Origin of the sequence: Methylobacterium endophyticum, from assembly GCF_050591105.1 — a bacterium.
GTDB lineage: Bacteria > Pseudomonadota > Alphaproteobacteria > Rhizobiales > Beijerinckiaceae > Methylobacterium.
The window spans coordinates 1-15,691 of sequence record NZ_JBNHES010000014.1 but is presented as its reverse complement, the minus strand read 5'-3'; the positions used below and the strand labels follow the sequence as shown (position 1 = coordinate 15,691).

9 protein-coding genes are annotated in these 15,691 nt (G+C 58.2%); all 9 read left to right on the top strand.

Going from position 1 to position 15,691, the window contains the following annotated elements; genetic code table 11:
* The first annotated feature begins 205 nt into the window (after positions 1–205).
* The 9 genes from ACP56T_RS15475 (at position 206) to ACP56T_RS15435 (ending at position 15,568) form a co-directional block, all read left to right on the top strand.
* Positions 206–2,986: a class I SAM-dependent DNA methyltransferase gene (locus ACP56T_RS15475; RefSeq protein WP_430913030.1), complete on the top strand. Its 2,781-nt coding sequence runs from the start codon at positions 206–208 to the stop codon at positions 2,984–2,986.
* A 4-nt stretch (positions 2,987–2,990) separates the two neighbouring features.
* Positions 2,991–5,063: a DEAD/DEAH box helicase gene (locus ACP56T_RS15470; protein ID WP_430913151.1), complete on the top strand. Its 2,073-nt coding sequence runs from the start codon at positions 2,991–2,993 to the stop codon at positions 5,061–5,063.
* Positions 5,056–6,258, top strand: coding sequence for a GIY-YIG nuclease family protein (locus tag ACP56T_RS15465; protein ID WP_430913029.1), 1,203 nt, complete (start codon positions 5,056–5,058; stop codon positions 6,256–6,258). Before ACP56T_RS15470 ends, ACP56T_RS15465 begins: the two co-directional genes overlap by 8 nt.
* Positions 6,259–6,538: 280 nt before the next feature.
* Positions 6,539–7,432 (top strand): 3'-5' exonuclease, encoded by an 894-nt coding sequence (locus ACP56T_RS15460; RefSeq protein WP_430913028.1) that lies wholly within the window; start codon positions 6,539–6,541, stop codon positions 7,430–7,432.
* Positions 7,433–8,115: 683 nt separating this feature from the next.
* A complete protein-coding gene (locus ACP56T_RS15455; protein ID WP_430913027.1) occupies positions 8,116–8,946 on the top strand; it encodes a hypothetical protein in 831 nt (276 codons plus the stop codon).
* Positions 8,943–11,222 carry a Mu transposase C-terminal domain-containing protein gene (locus ACP56T_RS15450; RefSeq protein WP_430913026.1) on the top strand — a complete coding sequence of 760 codons (2,280 nt, stop codon included), beginning with the start codon at positions 8,943–8,945 and terminating at the stop codon, positions 11,220–11,222. The genes ACP56T_RS15455 and ACP56T_RS15450 overlap by 4 nt, the downstream gene beginning before the upstream one ends.
* Positions 11,222–12,280 (top strand): AAA family ATPase, encoded by a 1,059-nt coding sequence (locus ACP56T_RS15445; protein ID WP_430913025.1) that lies wholly within the window; start codon positions 11,222–11,224, stop codon positions 12,278–12,280. Before ACP56T_RS15450 ends, ACP56T_RS15445 begins: the two co-directional genes overlap by 1 nt.
* Positions 12,277–14,547 (top strand): TniQ family protein, encoded by a 2,271-nt coding sequence (locus tag ACP56T_RS15440; protein ID WP_430913024.1) that lies wholly within the window; start codon positions 12,277–12,279, stop codon positions 14,545–14,547. The genes ACP56T_RS15445 and ACP56T_RS15440 overlap by 4 nt, the downstream gene beginning before the upstream one ends.
* A 298-nt stretch (positions 14,548–14,845) precedes the next feature.
* Positions 14,846–15,568, top strand: coding sequence for a hypothetical protein (locus ACP56T_RS15435; RefSeq protein ID WP_430913023.1), 723 nt, complete (start codon positions 14,846–14,848; stop codon positions 15,566–15,568).
* The last annotated feature ends 123 nt before the right edge of the window (positions 15,569–15,691 follow it).

The window sequence follows — 15,691 nt, the reverse complement described above, 5'->3', positions numbered from 1 at the left end:
TTTGATCCCATCGGGGAAGGCGGCATAGACCGCCGGGCGCGCATCCTGCTCTACGCCTGATTGCGTGCGCTAGATCCATTCTCGGTGCGAACGAGTCATTGCGCCGCACCGCCGAGAGCGATGTGTAAGGGCAGGCAAGCAGGGTGGGCTGCCTGCCCTTTTGCTTTTATGGTCCCGCCCACTCGAACGACGCAGCAAGGACGCCATGAACGCAGTTGAGATCGAAGAAGCGGTATCGGACCTCGCCCGAGCACCCTTCGACCCTGCGACCTTCCCTTTCGAATTTTTGACCGCCTTCGGTGTGAAGGAGACCACGATCGCTCGACTTCGAAAGGGCGACACTAACGCTTCCGACGTCGGCGGCGTGCTTCAGCGCAGCAACATCCATATCGCGGTGGCTGCGCCAGGGGACGTGAACGGAACTCTCAGAGCTCTCCGCGAGAGCCCAAAAACTGCGGCTGCGAAGGCCAAATTCATCCTTGCGGCAGACGGAGACGTCTTTGAGGCTGAGGATCTGACTTCAGGTGAAGTGCTCGCTTGCAGCTACAATGATTTCGCTGATCACTTCGGCTTCTTTCTACCGCTCGCTGGCATCTCCACCGTCAAAGAGATCAAGAATAATCCCATTGACGTAAAGGCCACAGGTCGGCTCAACAGGCTTTACGTCGAGTTGCTTAGAGAGAATGCCGACTGGGGAACGCCAGAACGACGTCACGATCTCAATCAGTTTATGGCCCGTCTTATATTCTGCTTTTTTGCGGAAGACACCGGTATTTTTAATGGGACAAATCTTTTCACGTCTACCGTCGAACGGATGAGTAGCACCGAACGCGGATCGGTCGAGTTCGTAATCACCGAACTATTCCGGGCAATGGATACATCACCAAGTCAACGAGAAAATGCTTGCCTCCGATCATGGGCGGATGAATTTCCATACGTAAACGGTGGACTTTTCGCAGGTGGTAAGCTCTGTCCACGCTTTTCTAAGGTTGCTCGCTCTTACTTACTAAGAGCTGGCGAGCTTAATTGGCAAGAAATCAACCCAGATATTTTTGGGTCGATGATTCAAGCTGTTGCTGACGAAGGCGAGCGCGGCTCGCTTGGAATGCATTATACGTCAGTGCCAAACATTATGAAGGTGCTTGGCCCTCTATTTCTAGACGACTTGCGCGCTCAGTTGGAAGCCGCAGGGGACAATAGCCGAAAGCTGCGCAATCTTAGGAAACGCCTAGCCAGTATCCGTGTGTTTGATCCAGCATGCGGCTCTGGCAATTTCCTTGTCATCGCGTATATTCGTATGCGCGAGATTGAACATGAAATTGTAAAGATCACAGGCGATGAGCCTAGATCTGTTATAAGTCTGTCAAATTTTTATGGTATTGAGATTAAGGATTTTGCCGTTGAAATAGCTCGGTTAGCGCTGCTCATAGCTGAGTTTCAGTGTGACGTTCGTTTCATAAGTCAACAAGTAGCGAGAACTCTCGTACTGCCACTGAAGCAGACCGGTGAGATAGTTTCTGGCAATGCATTGCGCGAAGACTGGCTCAAGTTGTGTAATTATTATTCGAAAGAAGAGTCAAATCGAAATGGCAGAGGCTTCCCGTCCATCGAAGCAGACCAATTATGTTCGGTAGAATCAAATACCGAAATTTATATATGCGGAAATCCTCCATATATTGGAGATAAAATGCAAGGTATAGAACATAAATCTGATGTGGAACATGTTTTATCGGGTCATATTGAGCGTTGGAGATCACTAGATTATGTTTGCGCATTCTTTTACAAGGCTGCGCAATACGTAAAATTGACGAATGCCCAGGCGGCCTTCGTCACGACAAAGTCCACCAATCAAGGTCAACAAGTATCACTCTTTTGGCCAGTTGTTCTTAGAGATTGCGTATTGAAGTTTGCGGTAAGGCCTTTTGATTGGCGAAATTTGGCATCACATAATGCTGGTGTTACTTGCGTAATTATAGGATTTGCAAGAAGCGATTATAATGGGAGCAGGTTTATTATCGATGGCGATCGGGTGAAGATAGTATCTAATATATCACCGTATCTTATCGAAGGCCCAGACGTTGTTATCGAAAAAGCGAGCAAACCAATCAGTCAACGTCCAAAGATGGGCTTGGGGAATGTCTTAAAGGACGACGGTATACTTACATTAGATGATGATGATTATGATATCTTGCGTAGTAATGGCGAAACTAGGCACACTAGAAAGATTGTAGGTTCGTACGAATTCATAAATGGTTCATATAGAAGGTGCTTATATTTAAAACCTGGCAAAAATGCGAAGACCGTTCATGATGGTATAATATCGTCAAAGCTTGAGCGGGTTTCGTCTTATAGACGCGAGAGTAGAGCAGAGGCGTTAAGGTCACTCGCAGACAAACCAAGCTTGTTCTATTTCCATCTAAAACCTGGAAAAAACCACACTCTAGTTGTGCCAAGAGTAACATCTGAGAATCGCGATTATCTACCAGTTGGTTTCTTGCCTGCGGACGTGCTAATAAGTGACCGTAATTATGGTATAGTTGATGGACCCATCTGGGTTATGTCTCTTATAGCTTCTAGAATGCACTGGGTCTGGATTGGAAGTGTTTGTGTAAGAATGAGATCAGATTTTTCTTACTCTAATACGCTCGGCTGGAATACATTTCCAATTCCTGAGCTTAGCGAAAAAAATAAATCTGATCTCGAAAATAGCGCAAATAATATTCTACTCGCAAGAGAAGAGTACTTTCCGGCAACTATCGCGGAATTATACGATCCAAGCAGGATGCCAGATGTTCTTCGCCGAGCGCATGAAAATAACGACGAAATAATAGAGAGAGTTTATAAGGGCAGGATGTTTAGAAATGACACAGAGCGGCTTGAGACTCTTTTGAGTTTATATGTAAGTACTGTAAAAAAATCTAACACGATATCAGAATCGTCTACAGTCAAGGTTGGGCGCGAACGGAATAATTCAAGAGGTATCTGAGATGATGTCTACTAACATGCCAGCGGTATCGTTGCACACTGCTCGAACAGGTGTGTCAACTAAAGCAAATCACGCTGGCATGCGACCGATGCAGGAACGCGCCTATTCGCGGCGCGGTGAACCATACCTGCTGATTAAATCACCCCCCGCTTCTGGCAAAAGCCGGGCTCTGATGTTCATTGCCCTGGACAAACTGGCCAATCAGGGCTTGCGCAAAGCGATCATCGTCGTACCTGAGAAATCCATCGGCGGCAGCTTCGCTGACGAGAAACTCACGTCTGGTGGCTTCTGGGCGGATTGGAAGGTCGTGCCACGGTGGAACCTCTGCAATGCGCCTGGGCCTGACGAGGGGAAGGCTGCGAAGAGCAAGGTCAAGGCTGTCGCTGAGTTTCTCGCCAGCCCCGACCAGATTCTGGTCTGCACGCACGCGACTTTCCGCTTCGCCGTGATCGAACTCGGGATCGCAGCCTTCGATGACTGCGTGATCGCAATCGACGAATTCCACCACGTTAGCGCCAACCCCGAGAACCGGCTCGGCAGTCAGCTTGCGGCGCTCGTTTCACGCGATAAGGTGCACGTCGTTGCCATGACGGGCTCATATTTTCGTGGAGATGCGGAAGCCGTCCTATCGCCTGAGGACGAAGCTAAGTTCGTCACGGTGACGTACACCTACCACGAGCAGCTAAACGGATATGAGCACCTAAAATCGCTGCTCATCGGATACTTCTTTTACTCCGGCCCATACGTCGACAAAATCGGCCTTGTGCTTGATCCAAGCCTCAAAACGATCGTGCACATTCCATCGGTGAATGCGAAGGAGAGCACGAAGGATAAGATCCAAGAGGCTGAGAAGGTCATGCACGCCCTCGGATCGTGGGAGGGCACGGATCCGCAGACTGGCTTCCATTTGGTCCGTGCGAAGGACGGTCGCATCCTACGGGTTGCGGATCTCGTGGACGACACGGCCGGTCGTCGAGATCGCGTCATTAACGCGCTGAAGGATCCCGCCCAGCGGCATAATCGTGACCACGTCGATGTCATCATCGCTCTCGGCATGGCCAAAGAGGGCTTCGACTGGATCTGGTGCGAGCACGCCCTAACCGTTGGCTACCGATCCAGCCTCACAGAGATCATTCAGATCATTGGTCGAGCGACCCGTGATGCACCCGGCAAGGAAGTGACGCGGTTCACCAATCTCATCGCCGAACCCGATGCCTCGGAAGAGATGGTTGCAGACGCAATCAACGACACGCTGAAAGCGATCGCGGCCAGCCTTCTCATGGAGCAGGTCTTGGCCCCTCGGTTCAATTTCACCCCTAAGGCCGCCGGGCCTATCGACGGGTTCGACTACGGCGAGGAAGGCTACAACGCCGAGAAGCCGGTCATCGGGGTGCATCCCAAGACCGGCGACATCCATGTCGAAATTAACGGTCTCGCTACCCCAAAAAGCCCTGAGGCGCAGCGCATCTGCAAGGAAGATCTCCTGGAGATCATCACCGCCTTCGTTCAAGATAAGAGCGTTGTCGAACGAGGCCTCTTCGACAGCGAGACGGTCCCCGAGGAGCTCACTGTCGCGAAGATGGGAAAGATCGTCCGCGATAAATATCCGGAGCTCGATGAGGGTGACCAGGAAGCTCTGCGGCAACACGCTGTGGCAGCGTTCTCACTGACTCAGAAGGCCAAGGCGCAGGGCATCGTGACCCTTCCCCTAGATGGCAACGATGGATCCGATCCCAAGGCCAACACCGCCCTCCTAGATGGAGTTCGGCAGTTCGCTATGAACGTGCGCGACCTCGACATCGACCTTATCGATTCCATCAATCCGTTTGAGTCGGCCTATTCCATCCTCGCACGGTCGATGGACGAGACCGTTCTCAAACAGGTCGCTGAGACGATCGCCTCTCGACGGATCAATCTCACCATGGATGAGGCAAGAGAGCTCGCGCAGCGCGCGCTCAAGTTCAAGCTGCAGCACGGGAAGCTGCCGCAGATCCTCTCCACCGATCCGTGGGAAAAGAGGATGGCCGAAGGCGTCGCCTTCCTTCAGCGCAAGACTGCGGAGGCTAAGCGTGGCTGATCAGACCGACGACGAACTGCTGCTGGCCGAGCTTGGCGTCGACGTCGAGGTCAGGAAGACCGGGGGACGCACGGCCCGCGAAGAACGGATCATCGCCGGCTTCGAGGACATCCAAAAATTCTACCAGGAGCAGGGTCGCCTGCCCGAGCATGGTGATGATCGGGACATCTTCGAGCGCCTTTACGCCGTCAGACTGGATCGCCTCCGAGACCAGCCCGACTGCCGCGCGATCCTAGAACCATATGATCGCGATGGCCTTCTCGGGGCCGCACCAGCTATCGATGAGGCAGCCATCGGAGAGATGGACAACGACGCCCTGTTGGCCGAACTCGGCATCGATGTAGAGCCCGAACCTGGCAGCATCGCCGATCTCCGACACGTCCGATCTCAGACTGAGAAGCGAGCAGCCGAGGAGATTGCAGAACGCACACCCTGCGCCGATTTCGAGCTATTCGAGCCTCTCTTCGCCGCTGTGAAGACCGATATGGAGCAAGGCATCCGCGAGACGCGCCGCTTCGGGAATAATGCAGAGATCAGCCAGGGCGAATTCTTTATCGTCGGCGGCCAAATGGCATACGTCGCGGTCCTTGGCGAAGGATTTACGGCCGAGCACGGTCGCCGCGACAACCGCCTTCGCGTGATCTATGACAACGGTACGGAGAGCGACATTCTGCGACGCTCCCTTCAGCGAGCTCTCTATAAGGATGAGGCCGGCCGGCGGATCACGACCCCTGATGCCGGTCCGTTGTTTGGTAGCGAAGCTGAGGAAGACGATATCGCGAGCGGTACAATTTATGTCGCTCAAAGCGAGTCCGAACATCCCGTCTTCGCTGAAAATCGTAACATCTTGCACAAAATCGGAGTGACGAGCGGCGACGCGAAAAAGAGAATTGCATCCGCCAAGGATGACGCAACATTCCTTTTCGCTAAAGCACGGATTGTCGCCGAATATAAGGCACATAATATCAATCGCACTAAGCTTGAGAGCATTTTACATCGAGTATTCTCTGCGGCCCAGCTCGATATAGAAGTTCCTGATCGGTTTGGAAAACCATTCAAGCCGCGTGAGTGGTTTATGGTACCGCTGCCGGTGATCGACGAGGTTATCAAACGCATACGCGATGGATCGATAACATCCTTCACCTACGATCCTAGCCAGGCAAAGTTGGTGCGAAATTCAGTCAAGCCTAGTTGAGGCAATCAGTGGTAGGTCGACCCGCAACCACCTGTGGAAAACGTGGAAAAAATAGGAACGCTGGCTCAGCTCCTGTTCGGAGCTACAGGCCATAAATTCACGAGTCGCCGACTCGGCTTAGGGTCTGCAATCAATCGCTTAAATGGTTAACAGTGCCTATCTTGTGCGTAGTTTATACGCGGTTCCATGTTCGCGTTCTGTTCTCAATCTGGCTCTGCATCGGACGGCTTTATAGGCATTCTGTCTTAGCGCTCGTCCGGCCTGAGCCAGGAGCACGCTCGTGGACCGTTTTGAGGCTGAGATGCATGCGGCCGCCCTCGCGGCATCGCCCTACTACCGAATCCTGCGCAAGCTTGAACGGCGCGAGATGTATTCATGGCCCCTCCCTGAGGGAGTGAAGTTCGGCCTGATTGTAGATGTCGAGACGACAGGGCTCGATCCTGCCAAGGATGAGGTCATCGAACTCGGCATGTTGCGTTTCGCGTACAACGCAACCGGAACGATCCTCGGACCCGTTGCCGAATACCAGTCCTTTCAGGAGCCATCGAAGCCGATCCCGGACCACATCACCCGCCTGACCGGGATCTCGAACGCGATGGTCACCGGGCATCAAATCCACGGACTGTCGGTTGAGGCATTTGCACAGAGCGTCGATCTCGTGATCGCGCACAATGCCGGGTTCGACCGGCGCTTCTGTGAGCGGCTCGCAAGCTCGTTCGTTTACCGGCCCTGGGCTTGCACACAGACACAGATACCTTGGCGTTCGGAAGGTATCGAAGGCAGCAAGCTGCTTTACATCACCACTCAACAGTCGTTCTGGCACGAAGGCCACCGAGCACTCGACGACTGCTACGCTGTGCTCGAACTTCTCGAGATGCCGCTGCCTAAGACCCATCGCATCACGATGTCGGTCCTACTCGAATCTGCCGACAAGCCCACAGTGAAGGTGTGGGCACTGAATGCGCCGTTTGCCATCAAAGACCGCCTGAAGGAACGCGGCTATCGCTGGAACGTCGGTGACGACGGCCGACCGCGGGCGTGGCACCGAGAGATCGACCCGACCCAGGTCAACGACGAAATCGCGTTCCTCGACGGGCTTGGCTTTGAGGATCAGTTGGAGCCCCTCGTAACCGAGGTGGATGCCCTGATCCGATTCAGTGATCGCCTCTTTTAGGCGGACGGCGATGATTGGGCGTCCCAACAAACCTCCGCAGGTGACCTTGGAGGCGGTCCTTAGAGTGCCTTCACGGAGCTCAGATCAGCCGACGATCAGCACGATTCGAAAGTTAAAATCGCGTAAAGCCCTACGATTCACAATCGTGCCGGGGTGGGACAAAGGCCACTTCCATCGCCGCAAAGGCCCTGCTGGCAAGAATCTTTGCCTCAGACAAACCTTTGATTCTCCTGCGATTCGCGCAGATTCCTCGATCGCCGGGGCGCACGAACGGCCACGCTCCACTAGCGTGAGTTTTCAACATCTGCCTATTTCAGAGGGCGCGCGGCGATCGCGCGGCAAGCACAGGAGACCCGTGATGCCCAAACCCTAAACAAAGGGCGGATCACCCAGCGGACGTTCGGTTGGAGCCGAACGCCCGCCTCGGTGAGAACCGATCCCCGACGTCCACAGCCCTAGAAAGCTGACGTCGGACACCCGCTAGGATGATGTGACACCAGGGCGATTCATCGCCCTGGCGGCACGTGCCGGAAACTCGCACGCCGAGTCCGCCGGGGCAAGGGGTGTGCCTTTACGGGCCGACCAAACCCCGCTCCGTCACATCATCCTCCAACGACATCGCGATCACCCGGTCGCCCTCACAGACACGCCTCGGCGTGAACGAGGGCGGCTGTCCGGAAGCCATGAATCGTTTCGAGGACAGTGAGATGAGCAGAGAGGACACAGCCGAGAGACCGGTCGAACAAGCGCCGAAATCAGGCGACGGCAGCCGATCACAGACGTCATCGCGCAAGCGATCGCAAGTGAACCCTGCAAGCCTCGGGTTGGCACGCGGGTGTAAGCCGGTAAGGAAAATCGCGAAGAAGTCTCGGCGCATCTCACGCCCCGGGATCTTCGCCTCCACCAAAACGCTCAACGGGCGCGCAGTCCGGACCGAAAGCATCCTCGAGATGGAGGGGCTCGCGCATATAGAGGTCAATTCGGCTTACGTACGCGTCGCACCCCAACCGCATAGGCTGACCTTCCATGTGGAGGCAGCGGATGGCTCGACAGCAGTACACACCTACGTCCCTGACGTCGCGGTAGAGACCCGCGACGGGGAGATCATCGTCGTCGATTTCAAATGGTCCTGGCTTCGTCAGCGCGACAGCTGGGCCGACGTCGAACCCGTCATTCGCACGGCCTACGCCCTGGACCATGGCGTCACGTACCGCGTCCTGACCGAGGAGCACCTGCTCGTCGAACCGCGGCGGACCAATGTCGCGATTATGCTGATGCACCGCCCGATGGTCGCTGACCCGGCCGCCATCACCGCCGTCCGATCCGCGATCGCCGAACTTGGGTTGCCTCGATCGGTAGGCGACCTCCGCTCGGCGTCGGGTCTCAGCCAAGACGGCCCGACGGATCGGGCTTTCTCGGCGATGATAGAACTCGCGATCGCCGGCGAGATCCGCATCGAGATGAGCCGACCCTTCGGCGACGAATCTCTCGTCAGCCAGGGGGCGCGGCAATGACCAGTCTGCCCCAGATCGGATCGGAAGGGCCCGTCACGCCGTGTCCTCGGTGGGATCTCCACAAAGGCGATATCGCCAGCATCGGGGCGATCGAGGATCGCACACTCCGACGCATCACCTTCGAGCGCGCTATTCCCGGCCGATCCGCCGGTCCGAATGCGCCCGCTCAGGGTCGCCTGCTGCAGTTCATCGAGATCCCGGAGGGCGGCCCGCTCTTCCTCAGCGACGCTGAGATTGCACAGCTGTCGAAGGAGGGGCGGTTTCGCCTCGAGATGCTGGATAGCAGCGACGGCAAAGCCAGAGCCGATCTCCCGACGGCACTGAGCCTGACTGATGCGGAACGCGCGCGCATCGACGGGCGCATGAAATACGTGAGCGCCTGCCTGGCGCTCGGCGACGAATTTCGGTTTAACCACGACAAGATCCGACCGGTGATCCAGGCGGTTGCGGACGCACACGGAGAGACGCCGCCACACACCTCCACCGTCTTCCGGGGTATCCACCTCTTCCGAAAAATGGGTGACCGGCTCGGTTCGGCGGCGCTCGCCCGGAAGCGGGGACGCGAAAAGAGAGGGTCACGGTTCTCTCCGGCTATCGAGTGCGAACTCTACCGGTGCATGACGCGCAGTCTCGCCCTTCCAAAGGGCAATGCGGAAGACGCGCTCGCCCTACTGACGGACTGGTCTCACGAGACATACCCGGATCAGACGATCAAGCTGCCGGGTCTGCGCACGGTCCAGCGGCGGTACAAGGAATGGTTCGACCAATACACGCGTGACGAAATCCGCCATGGCCCGCTCTACGCCGAACGGAAGCACGCGGCGTATTACGAGCGTCGCCTGCCGAAGCTTCCGCTCGAAGAGTGCGAAACCGACCACACGCTGTTTGACGTCATTCTGATCGACGAGGAGTCGGGCACGATCTTCGGTCGGCCCGACGTCGTGGCGATCCGCGATCGGTGCACGGGCGTCTGCCTCGGATACGGCATCGGCTGGGAAGTGCCGAGCTACACGGCGTTCCTGGAGGCCGTGCGCCACGCGATGTACCCGAAAGATCTGTCCGCGTGGCCGTCCTTGGAGAAGGACTGGCCGTGCTTCGGCCGCTGGAAGCGATTGTTCGTTGACAACGCGATGCACTTCATCGGCGCGAATATCGCGCACGCCGCACAGGAACTGAAGTTCGAAATCGTCGAGCTCCGCCCGGGTGAACCGTGGATGAAGGGCGCACAGGAACGTCTTTTCGGTTTGTTGAACCAGAAAGTCGTCCATAATCTCCCTGGCGCGACGATGTCGAATACGCGGGAGCGAAAAGAATTCGAGGAACGCCTTCAGCAGCCTAAACTCAGCCTGCGGCGGTTCGAGGCCTTCCTCGTCAAATATCTCGTCGATGAACATCAATGGCGGCCGCACGAGGGACTGGGTCCGCTGCGGACGCTCCCAGACGTACCGATGCGGCTCTGGAACCGCGACATCGAGAAAGTCAAAATCCGGGAGTTGCCGCATCCGGACACGTTCACGGCGCTCGCCGGCGACACAGCCATGCGGACCATCCAGCGCTCGGGCATCGAGTGGGATTACATCGTCTATCAATCCGAAGCTCTGGTCGCGATCCGAGTTCATCCGAACCATAAGCCCGGCAAAAGCCAGCATACCGGCACCCGCTACAGGGTCACGCGGGACCCTCAGGACCTCGGACGCATATGGGTTTTCGATCCCTACCGGCAGCAGCGGTTTGAAGTGCCGGCGGTCCGTCAGGATTACGCGGCCGGGTTACCCCTGCATCAACATCAGGTCCTGGTCGCGCGCCATCGCGAGACAATCAAGGGCGCGGTCGACATCGACAGCCTACGCCGCGTCCGGGCGACGATGCTGCGCCTGACCGAGAAAATCTTGAACGACAAGACCTTCAAGGAGGTCGACCGGAAGCTCGCCCGCTTTCTCGGCAAGCAGACCTCGAAGAGGATCCGCAGCCGCGTCCATCCCGAGAACTTCAGCGCAGCAGGGAGCGCCGACCTGCTCGATCTCGAGCAGCTCGTCGGCGTGGTCGGGCCTGAGCTTCGGAGCGCGCGGGCTCCGAACGGCACCCGGCGGGGCGCGCGGGCAAAACCGGGATCCGTCCGCCCGGTGATCGTCGAACCCGGGGAACTCCCCCGGGAGGGGGAGCGGCCCCTCATCCAGGACGATCAGCCCAGTCTTCCGGAAACGCCACAGAGCTCTGACGACTGTTCGTCGCTCGATGAGCTTCGGTCTCGCCACATAGACTGGGAGGACGAGTGATGCTCACGCCACCCAGCTTTCACGACAAGCGCCTTTCAAAAACGGAGAGGGCAGAGGTCGCGCTGAAGTCGCCGGCCGAACGGCAGCGCATGATTGAGACCTTGCTTGTGCGCTATCCGCGCCACCGGGCGATGTCGAAGTTCATCGCAAGCTTCCACCGCCCGGTGAAGGATGGAACCCACGATCACGGCCACATCGGTGTCCTTCTCGGCGCGACGCGATCGGGTAAATCGTGGGTCCTGCGCGATTATATGTCAGCGTTCCCGGCCGTGCAGACTGACGGGATCGTCGAGAAGCCCGTCCTCTTCATCACCGTCATGGATGATATGGCGGCACACGACGTGATCCGGTCGACTTTCCTGGCGCTCGGCTACCTGTCCGTACCGCACATTAAGACCGATGCCCTCATGGCGATGGTCATCGAGGCGTTGCCTGACCATGGCGTCGAGCTGATCATCTTCGATGATGTCGACAATGCGCTGAAGTCCCAACGCACCGGCTACGCGAAGAAGATCCTCGCATTTATCAAAGGTATCCTCGACAAGGATTGCTGCAACATCCTCTGTGCCGGTCGCAGCGAGCTCTACCGGATCCTGGCTGGCGCAGAGCAGATCAAGGGTCGCGGAGGACTCAAGCAAGCCGTCCTCGAACCCTATCGCTGGCAGTTTCGCGAGGAACGAGAGCAAGTTCGGTTGCTTCTGGACGAGATCGACGAGCGCCTGCCCTTCGCCCGGAAGTCCGGCCTCGCGGACCCTGATCTCGCCGCTCACCTCTACGCGGTGTCGGGCGGGGTCATCGGCCAGATGATGAACTACATCGAGCCGGCGGCCTACGAAGCGATGAATGATCGCGCCGACCGGATCGAACGGGATCACCTCATCCACGTGGCCAAGAGCCTGATGGCTCCAGGGACCTCCTTCGTCCCGTTCCGCGACAAGGTCGATCCGCAACGGCTGATCGACGAGGCGACCGAAAAGGAGATGCAGGCGCGTGAGGACAAGGTGGCCGGGCGTCTGAGAAATCCATTCTCGAAAACGCGAAAAGGGGGATTCCGGTGACCGAGCATCCCTCAACGCGCTTGCCCGTGAGGCGCAACTTCTTCTCGCGCTGGGATGAGCCAGCCGAATTCGAACCCGCCCATGCTTACTTCTCACGCATGGCCGGTCGAAATCTCCAGACCAGCGCTCGCGTGTTTGCCGAGGAAATGGGCCTCGACGGACGGCATCTGCCAGCGGCGGACTGCCTCGACGCCGTCAGGCATCTGCCACTCAAGGGCATGGACGGGCTCGTGGCAGCGACCCCCGTCGTCACGCCGTGGACGGTCCAGTTTCTCGGCCAGACCTTTCGGCGTCGGCACTGGTCCGGCGAAGAGCCGCGGTGGTGCCCCGGCTGCATCGCCGAAAGCGCGCACTATCGCGTCTATCACGGGCTGATCGACTTTACGGTCTGCCCGCTCCACGGCTGCCCGATCGAAGTCGCGACCGGGGGCGAAAACTCCCTGTCGTGGCGGCATCCGACGATGGCGCACACCCCAGACGGGACGCCCGTCGGCCGTCCCTCGCGTCGGCATGCCGAACCGTTGGAGAGTTTCGAGCGATGGCTCCTCGGCCAGCTCGGGGTTCTCCCACCTTTCACGGTGCCGATCCTCAAGGATGTTTCCCCCGCCAAAGCGATCGACACCGTCCTCCTCCTCGGTCGTGCCGCCGCCTGCGGATGGTCGAGGACCGCGCCGAGGATCGGGCAAGACGGACTGACCCGCCAATCGGTCGTCGCGGCTGGATTTGCCGTGCTGACCGGAGGTACTGCCGCCATCGAGGCCCTGTTCGAGCGACTGGCCGCCGAAGCGACCGGACGGACGGGGCCGGGGCATCGACGGTGGGGCCTCAACCACAGCTATGGCTGGCTGTTTCAAGCCGTCCTGTACGGCCACCGTTCGAGCACCGTCATCGGCGCGGTGAAATCCGCTGCGATGACCGTCGCCATGCGTCGCGGCGTGTTCGCGCGGTCGACCACCGCCACCAATGCCGTGACGCTCGAGCCGAACTTCCTCCATCGCGACGAAACGGCTCTCCTGGCCGGATTACAGCCGCGCTTGGTAGACAAGATCGCGGCACGCATCGGGATCTACCCCAACGTCCAGGGCGGGCGGTTCGTGATGTACGCGCGCCCCGATGCGGTGCGCCTCCAGCGTGAAATCGAAAAGTCTCTGCCCCGACAGGCCGCGATCGCATTCCTCGGGATCAAGCGCGCGGAGTTCGATGCGATCGAGGCTTGGGGATCCCTACGCCCCCTCTGTCGCCTGGGCGGAGGAACGAGGTCCCACGACCGCTTCCGCCCGGTCGAACTGGAAGCGCTCATCCCGATGACGCCAGATCTCGCTGCCGCGAAAGGGCCCATCCTGACGTGCGCCGCCTTCGCGACCGAAACCGGTCTGACGGTCACAGAGGTGATCCTCGCGATCGTACGCCGCATGATCGTGCCGGTCGCACGAGATACGACATCGCCGGGCTTCGTCGGTCTCCGCCTCGATCCACGGGACGTTCCCCGCTTCGCAGAAATCGAGATCCGCGTCCTGCGGCGCGGGGGGCGTGAGCGGAAGCCGAGCAAGGCTCAAGGCCTTCCCAATTGCGATGCCGCCACGATCCTCGGCGTCGGCATCATCACCATCCAATCGATGGTGCAACAAGGCATCCTGCGCGTGCTACCCGGTGCCGTTGGGTCACGGCCCCGGATCGACGCGGATTCGCTCGAGGCGTTCCGCACCACGTACGCGACGGCCGCCGAGTACGCGAGCGTCCTGGAATGCCCAAAGAGCGATGCCATGCGTCGCCTCCAGAGCCTCGGGATCGCGATCCATGTCCGACCTTTGGGCGAACGCAGCAGTGTGTCGGCCTTCGTCGAGCGTCGAGCGGTCATGAACGCGCTGGGCTTCGACATCGATCCGCTGGCTCAGGACGATGCAGGATGGAAGGGGTTCTGGCGGAACTTCAGTGAGGACCTCGCGCGCCGCAAATCGATCTTCCGCTTGGCGACGCTCTCGGACGGGCCCGAGGCCCGCCTCATGTCGGGAGATCGAAGAACCTCCTGCACCATCCGAGTCCAAGTGAAGGCACACTCGCAGCACGATCAGCAGCCTCCAGCCGATGGCGATGTGCTGCCAAACCGCGCAAGTTGGAAGGAGCTCTATCCGCGTATTGAGGCCTTAGCGTACAAACGGCGTGCTGGAGCGACCGATATCTCGGCAGATATCTGTCACGTCAAAAAACAGAATATCGAGCTTCTCTTAGTTTCATCCAAACACAGGGCGCAGAAACGCTACGACTAGCGATTCTTTTTGCCGCCATCATACCGCCTTTATTGCCAATATTGGCGGGCTAAATACTGTGTTTGCGACTGATGTACGTGGAAGCTCCATCATGAAACAAAAATGTATAAAGTGCCAAACCGTCCAAGTCGTGATGGCGAGCAAGCAGGTCTGCCTCGCCTGCTCTGTGTTCATCACACATGTCTGCCCGGGTTGCCATGAAACCGTGTCTGGAAGCGGTCGGGGTCCCTGCTACCCATGCCGCCATCGCCTGGGCTGTGAAAGCCAGATCGCCACAGAGACAGCTACGATCCCACACTTGTGGCTTCGCGATCTGTTCACCGCCTTCTGCAAGAATGAATGCGTTCCGGTGGTCGAGGATGGCTCCAGAGACCTCATCGCCCGCGCCGCAGCAGCATGCCGGCGCATCGCGGATGGACACCCTAACCCTGCAAGCCTGACGATAGAGACGGTCTATGCCGCTCTCGGCGTAGAAGATCTCCGCCGCGTCGCCCCCTTCATCACATACATGGCCGACCGAGGCATCGTGGATTGGGATCGCTCCCGGCTTCAGGCCCTGATCCAGTTTGACCGCGTCGCGGCGATCCTGCGCTCGCATGACGCGAGCCCCTATGCCGACTTGTTGCATCGGTATCGCGATAACCTGGCAATCCGCGACCGAAAGCCGATCACGCAGGGGAGGGCACTCACGGCTGCCATCGCTCTCCTCTCAGAACTCAAGGGCGCACCGCTCGCAGAGTTAAGCGGACGCCACATCACGAGCAGCCTTCGTCGTCATCCCAAGAACCGACCTTTGCTGGCCGACTTTCTCCGTTTCATCGCGGATCAAGGCGGTCCTCGTTTGAACCCGCGAAGATCGCGTGCCGGTGCTGTGATGGCCCCGGACCAGAAGCAGCAGATCGACACCGAAGCGTGGCGCACTCGCTTGGACAAGCCGAGAAGCAAGGTCGAAGCGATGGCGCTCATCGCAGCGCTCATCGCGCACACAGCAGATCTATCGGTTGGTTCCGTGCTGACGTGAGCTATGCGGGAGATTGGGTGACGACGGTGTGTTGAAGGCGGCGTATCGAGGCGGGTGTCGAAGCCTGCCAGAACCTCTCAGCGAGAGCGATACGCCATGGAGACACCTACCAACATCGTCCGG

Bases quoted from the DNA above. Each gene is read 5' to 3' on its own strand.
- ACP56T_RS15475 (WP_430913030.1), top strand. From the start codon at position 206: ATGAACGCAGTTGAGATCGAAGAAGCGGTATCGGACCTCGCCCGAGCA.
- ACP56T_RS15470 (WP_430913151.1), top strand. From the start codon at position 2,991: ATGTCTACTAACATGCCAGCGGTATCGTTGCACACTGCTCGAACAGGT.
- ACP56T_RS15455 (WP_430913027.1), top strand. From the start codon at position 8,116: ATGAATCGTTTCGAGGACAGTGAGATGAGCAGAGAGGACACAGCCGAG.
- ACP56T_RS15450 (WP_430913026.1), top strand. From the start codon at position 8,943: ATGACCAGTCTGCCCCAGATCGGATCGGAAGGGCCCGTCACGCCGTGT.
- ACP56T_RS15445 (WP_430913025.1), top strand. From the start codon at position 11,222: ATGCTCACGCCACCCAGCTTTCACGACAAGCGCCTTTCAAAAACGGAG.